The 5,247-nt window shown below is 72.1% G+C and carries 8 protein-coding genes; all 8 read left to right on the top strand.

The window, feature by feature from the left end:
- The first annotated feature begins 434 nt into the window (after positions 1-434).
- The 8 genes from ABZ312_RS44800 to ABZ312_RS44835 all read left to right on the top strand — a co-directional run bounded on the left by ABZ312_RS44800 (position 435) and on the right by ABZ312_RS44835 (position 5,149).
- Positions 435-650: a hypothetical protein gene (locus ABZ312_RS44800; protein ID WP_179280271.1), complete on the top strand. Its 216-nt coding sequence runs from the start codon at positions 435-437 to the stop codon at positions 648-650.
- Between the two features lie 47 nt (positions 651-697).
- Positions 698-910 carry a hypothetical protein gene (locus ABZ312_RS44805; protein ID WP_431969350.1) on the top strand — a complete coding sequence of 71 codons (213 nt, stop codon included), beginning with the start codon at positions 698-700 and terminating at the stop codon, positions 908-910.
- 133 nt (positions 911-1,043) lie between these two features.
- A complete protein-coding gene (locus ABZ312_RS44810; RefSeq protein WP_500360811.1) occupies positions 1,044-2,816 on the top strand; it encodes a zinc metalloprotease in 1,773 nt (590 codons plus the stop codon).
- Positions 2,817-2,912: 96 nt separating this feature from the next.
- A complete protein-coding gene (locus ABZ312_RS44815; protein WP_500331147.1) occupies positions 2,913-3,599 on the top strand; it encodes a hypothetical protein in 687 nt (228 codons plus the stop codon).
- A 99-nt stretch (positions 3,600-3,698) separates the two neighbouring features.
- Complete coding sequence (locus ABZ312_RS44820) at positions 3,699-3,998, top strand: transposase (RefSeq protein WP_499513905.1); 300 nt, start codon at positions 3,699-3,701, stop codon at positions 3,996-3,998.
- On the top strand, positions 3,998-4,681 hold the full coding sequence (locus ABZ312_RS44825) for an IS3 family transposase (protein ID WP_500440206.1): 684 nt from the start codon (positions 3,998-4,000) through the stop codon (positions 4,679-4,681). Before ABZ312_RS44820 ends, ABZ312_RS44825 begins: the two co-directional genes overlap by 1 nt.
- Positions 4,678-4,923, top strand: a complete 246-nt coding sequence (locus ABZ312_RS44830; protein ID WP_500331151.1) for a hypothetical protein — start codon at positions 4,678-4,680, stop codon at positions 4,921-4,923. Before ABZ312_RS44825 ends, ABZ312_RS44830 begins: the two co-directional genes overlap by 4 nt.
- Before the next feature lies 1 nt (position 4,924).
- On the top strand, positions 4,925-5,149 hold the full coding sequence (locus tag ABZ312_RS44835; RefSeq protein WP_500331153.1) for a hypothetical protein: 225 nt from the start codon (positions 4,925-4,927) through the stop codon (positions 5,147-5,149).
- Positions 5,150-5,247: the final 98 nt, after the last annotated feature.

The raw sequence follows: 5,247 nt of genomic DNA on the forward strand, positions 1-5,247 counted from the left end.
AAAGCAGGACCACCGGCTCTCCGGTCCGGTGGCGGACGACGGCGGTGGCGGTCGCCCCTTGAACGACAAGCACGTGCACCCCTCTCACCGGAGGCTTGGTCGGCCCAAGCGCCTCGGGGATCGAGAGGATAGCCACCGGTTCGTCGTGCTTCGCCCCCTCTGCCGGGACTTCCCCACATCGGGCAGGGGGCGGATTGACCCGTTCGAGTGATATCCGGGGGGTGGGGCCGGGTGCCCGAGGTGCCCTCGCCGGTGCTCCCACCTGTCGTTTCCCTTGTGCAGCCGCCGCGTTGACGGACAGTCATGGATCCGAATCGCTTGCCGGGCCCGTGGCGCCCGACTACTGTCCAACGCCGTCAGACAGATCGTCCGGTGTGGATGGACGGGTTCTGGGACCCGGCCCCCGTCCGCACCCCTCGTACGAAGGATCCCCCATGCTCGACATGCGTGAGCTGGACACCGAGTCCGCGGAGCTGCTGCCCGGCCGCGAGGCCCTGGGCAAGCTCAAGTTCAGCTTCGTCAAGACCACGCACGTGACCAAGCACGTGGCCCACGTCGACGCCCACAACGAGTCGCTCGCGGCCAACGAGTGGTCGCCGTACGCGGTCGCCCAGTCGCAGGCCACCCAGGCCATCAACATCAAGCAGTAGTCGGCGTTCCACCTCCTTCCGCATACCGAGAAAGGTATCCCCCTCCCATGAACATGGACCAGCTCGACGCCGAGTCCGCGGAGCTGCTGCCCGGCCGCGAGGCCCTGGGCAAGCTGAAGTTCAGCTTCGTCAAGACCACGCACGTGACCAAGAACATCGCGCACGTCGACGCCCACAACGAGTCGCTCGCGGCGAACCAGTTCTCCCCGTTCGCGGTCGCCCAGTCCGAGGCCGTCCAGGCCATCAACATCCGCCAGTAACAACACCCGTACGTGTGCGGACCGCGCCCGTCGTGGCGCGGTCCGTCTCGGGAGGAAGAGCAGGACGGTGACGGAAAGTCACATTGCTCACGGCCCCGGCCCCACGGGAACGGCGGTGTACGGCGCGGACGTGATGGAACCTCCCTTCCACGACACGGGCTTCCCCGTCCCGCGGCTCGGCGCGGGCCTGCAACTCCTGGGCGAGTACAAGGGCTCGGGGACCACCGAACCCCGGTACATCGTCCGCCGGGGGGACGGGCAGGTCGTCCAGCTGAGCCGGCTGCTGTACCTGGTCGCCCGCGCCATCGACGGACGGCGCGACACCGAGGCCATCTCGCACCGGGTGAGCGGGCGCTTCGGCCGTGAGGTCAGCGCCGAGAACGTGCACTACCTGATCGAGAACAAGCTCCAGCCGCTGGGCGTCACCGTCCCTTTCGGGCAGGAGGACGACGAGGTCACCGGGCCCACCGCGGACCTCCTGCTCGTCCTGAAGGGCCACCGGGTCATCTTCCGCGAGCGGCAGGTCGCCCGGATCGCCCGCTCCCTGGCCTGGCTGCATCGTCCGCTGGCGGTGACGCTGGTGCTCGCGACGGCGGTCGCCATGGAGATCTGGCTGTTCGCCGTCCACGGGGCGATGACCCCGGTGCTCCAGGTGCTGGAGCAGCCGGTGCTGATGCTCGTGGTGTTCGCGCTGACCGTGGCCTCGCTCGTCTTCCACGAGTTCGGGCACGCTTCCGCGTGCCGCTACGGCGGGGCCCGCCCGGGGGCCATCGGCTGCGGCATCTTCCTCATCTGGCCGTCGATGTACACCGACGTCACCGACGTCTACCGGATCGGCCGGGGCGGGCGCATGCGCACCGACCTGGGCGGCGTCTACTTCAACGTCGTCTTCATACTGGCCCTGGCCGGCGGCTACTTCGCCACCGGGCAGTCCTTCTTCCTCGCCGCCATCTACCTGGCCCACTTCGAGATCATCGAGCAGCTGATGCCGGCCGTCCGGCTGGACGGCTACTACATCCTCGGTGACCTCGCCGGCGTCCCGGACCTCTTCGGCAAGATCAAGCCGATCCTGCGCAGCATGCTGCCGGGCCGTCCGGTGCCCCCCGAGGTCTCCGACCTCAAGCGCTCCGCCCGGATCATCGTCACCACCTGGGTGCTGACGATGGTGCCCCTGCTGCTGGCCGAGCTCGGCTACGTGCTGTGGAACCTGCCGCGCCTGCTCGAGACGAGCTTGCGGTCCCTGGTCGAGCAGCTGAGCGGGACCGGTTCCGCCTTCGCCGAGGGCCAGTTCGCCGCCGGGACGGTCGGGGTCATCGGCAGCCTGATGCTGATCTTCCCCCTGGCGGGGGCGGCGTACCTGTCGGTGCGCCTCGGGGGCCGGCTCGTCCGCTACGTCGTCCGCGCCACGGAGGGGAATCTCCGGCTGAGGCTCCTCATTGGCGGGGCCGCACTGGCCGGAGCTGCGGCGCTGTGCGCCGCGTGGGTGGGCGGGGTGACCCCCAAGCCGCTGCCGCCGCAGCCGCCGATCGCGCCCATCCTGCAGCCCGGAGTGCCCGAGATCAGGCCCCTGCGCCCGGTCGCCCCCGCACCGCTGCCCAGCGTCACCACACCCCCGGTGACCGTGGCGGTGGGCGAGCCGTCGGCGACCGCGTCCTCGGCCGCACCCTCGGAGTCCGGCTCGGCCGACGCCTCCGCCTCGGCGAGCGGCAGCCCCTCGCCGTCGAGCTCGCCCAGCCCGCGGGCCTCGCGCAGCGAACCGCAACCGAGCAGCACCCGGACCACGGCCACGGCAGGGCCGAGCCCGTCCGACGGCTCGCCCTCCGCCACACCGTCGGACTCCGCGACGCCCTCGGAGCCCCCCATCCCGAGCTTCACCGTGTCCTTCCCCGCGCCCCTGCCGACCTGACGCGGGCCGGCCCTCCCTCTTTTCCCTTCCCCTTCCCCTTCCCCTTCCCCCTTCCCCCTTCCCCCGACATCCCTTCCATCGGTACAGGAGAAGTCCGTGACGCACCGAAAGCCCCACACCAGCACGGTGGGCCGCAAGGCCGTCCGGCTGGGCATGCTGACCACCGCCGGCCTCGTCGCCCTCGCCACCGCGGCCCCGGCCGGCGCGGCATCGGGGTCGCACATCCCCCGCAGCGTCGGCGCCGCCGTGGACGAGGCGCACACCCTCGCCAACCGGGCGCACCCCGTCCAGTACGACGAGGAGTTCTCGATCCACCAGTTCGGGCCGCTCGTCGCCGCCGCGGCGCACAACCGGGCGGTCGCCGCCTCCGTCGGCTGCTCGCTCTCCCGTCCGTGCCGTTCGATCGCCCTCTCCTTCCAGATCGTCACCACCTCCGGTGTCGACCTCCGGCGGATCAACGCGACGAACATCAGCCGTGCCGTCAACCAGCACTGCAGCGGATGCCAGACCTTCGCGGGCGCCTACCAGTTCATCGTGGCGACCCCGCGGCCGCTCTCCCTGAGCGCCCGCGACCGGGACCGGCTCGCCGACATCCGGCGCCGGGTGGCCGAGCTGAGGCGGTGCGGCGACCCGATCTCCGAGATCGAGCGCCGCGCGGACGCCCTCGCCGCCGAGGTCAGGGCCGTCCTCGACCGCGCGGCGGCCGCCGTCCCGGCCGGAGCCGGAACGAGCACGCTGCGGGAGTTCCGGCCCACCGTGACCATGCACCGCCACGTCAGCTGACGCCCCCACCGCTTCCGGGCCGGGGGCACGTCCCTCACCTCCCCAAACCCCCAGACGGGTCCCCGGCCCGGGACCACGACCGGCCTTCCGGAGGACGAAGTGCCCAAGCGATACCCGCCCGAGCTGCGCCGCAAGGCCCTCGACCTGCTGGTCGCGGGCGAGCCGGTGAAGAAGGTCGCCCTGGACCTCGGCCTCGGCGACCAGACGATCTACCAATGGCGGCGCACGCACCTGCCGCACCTGGGCAGGCCGCGGCGCGCACCGATGGGCACCGCAGAGCTGACCGCGGCCCGCAGGCGCATCACCGAACTGGAGACCGAACTCGCCGTCCACCGGCGGGTCACCGAGCTGCTGCGCGATGTGGTGTCCCCAAAAGGCGATTTGAGGCCGTGCAGGTGATGGCCGGTGAGGGGCTCCCGATCCGGACCGCCACGCGCGTCCTCGGCATCTCCGAATCGGGGTACTTCACCTGGCGCGGCCGGCCTCCCTCGCCCCGCTCCACCCGGCACCTGTGGCTGACGGACCTCATCAGCTCCATCCACGCCGCCTCGCGCGGCACCTTCGGGTACCGGCGCATCCACGAGGAGCTCACCCTGCGGCACGGCATCCCCATCAGCCACGGCACCGTAGAACTGCTCATGCGGCGTGCCGGGCTCCAGGGCCGCCCCGGCGTGCCCGACCGGCTCTGGGTGACCGACGCCGTCGAACTCGCCACCCGCCAGGGCGAGCTGCTCTGCGTGATCGTGCTCGACGCCCACGCCCGCCGGCTGATGGGCTGGAGCACGGGTTCCGCGCCGGCCGCCGCCGTGGCGGCGGACGCCCTGAGCAGGGCGGTGCTGCGGCACTCCGTCCACCCCGGGCCCCGGCCCGAGGGGCGCTTCACCACCCTCGTCTTCACCGAACGCGCCCACGCCCGCGGACTGGCGCCCCCCACCGGCCTGGTCGCCGACCGGAACGACCACGCCGTGATCGGCGCCTTCTGGGCCCGGACACAGACCGAGCTCCTCGACCACCGCACATGGCACAGCCGGCTCGACCTCACCACAGCCCTGTCCGACTACTTCGAGGGAACCCGAGCATGACCGTGGACAGACCGACGCCCCCGTTGCCGATCTCCTACCTGCTGCGCACCCAGATCCGTGCGGGCCAGACCCTGCCGCCCACGCAGGCGCACCAGGTCATGCTGCACTGCGCCCTCGACGCCGCCGGGGTCCCGGTCCGCCGGGACGACGCGGACGCCGTCGCCAGGATCGCCGAACTCGACTACGCCACTGTCAACGCGGTCATCGGCTGGCTGCGCGTCGTCAGACCGGCGGCGTGCTGACGTGTTCCGGACCGCCCCTCCGGAGCGCAGGACACCGCGCCCGGCGTACGGCCGCGCGCTGCTCGGCGCGCTGACGGCGTACCGCTTCGAGCCACCGCCCGTCGAACCGATGGCGGCGCTGTGCGGCCTCGACCAGGACGACTTCCTGTACCGCTGCCGCTCCGCACGCGGCGCAGGACCACCGGACGGCGCGGCGCCGGACGGCTCGGCGGCGGGCGGACTATGACCGGGTGGGGCTGCGGAGGAGGGATTCGACGAGGGCGGCGACGTGGCGGCGGTCGGCTTCGGACAGTTGCTGGACGCTGGCGATGAGGGTGGCCACCT

Origin of the sequence: Streptomyces sp. NPDC006207, from assembly GCF_040613835.1 — a bacterium.
Taxonomy (GTDB): domain Bacteria; phylum Actinomycetota; class Actinomycetes; order Streptomycetales; family Streptomycetaceae; genus Actinacidiphila.

Coding starts and splice junctions, on each gene's coding strand:
- ABZ312_RS44800 (WP_179280271.1), top strand. CDS start 435: ATGCTCGACATGCGTGAGCTGGACACCGAGTCCGCGGAGCTGCTGCCC.
- ABZ312_RS44805 (WP_431969350.1), top strand. CDS start 698: ATGAACATGGACCAGCTCGACGCCGAGTCCGCGGAGCTGCTGCCCGGC.
- ABZ312_RS44810 (WP_500360811.1), top strand. CDS start 1,044: ATGGAACCTCCCTTCCACGACACGGGCTTCCCCGTCCCGCGGCTCGGC.
- ABZ312_RS44825 (WP_500440206.1), top strand. CDS start 3,998: ATGGCCGGTGAGGGGCTCCCGATCCGGACCGCCACGCGCGTCCTCGGC.
- ABZ312_RS44830 (WP_500331151.1), top strand. CDS start 4,678: ATGACCGTGGACAGACCGACGCCCCCGTTGCCGATCTCCTACCTGCTG.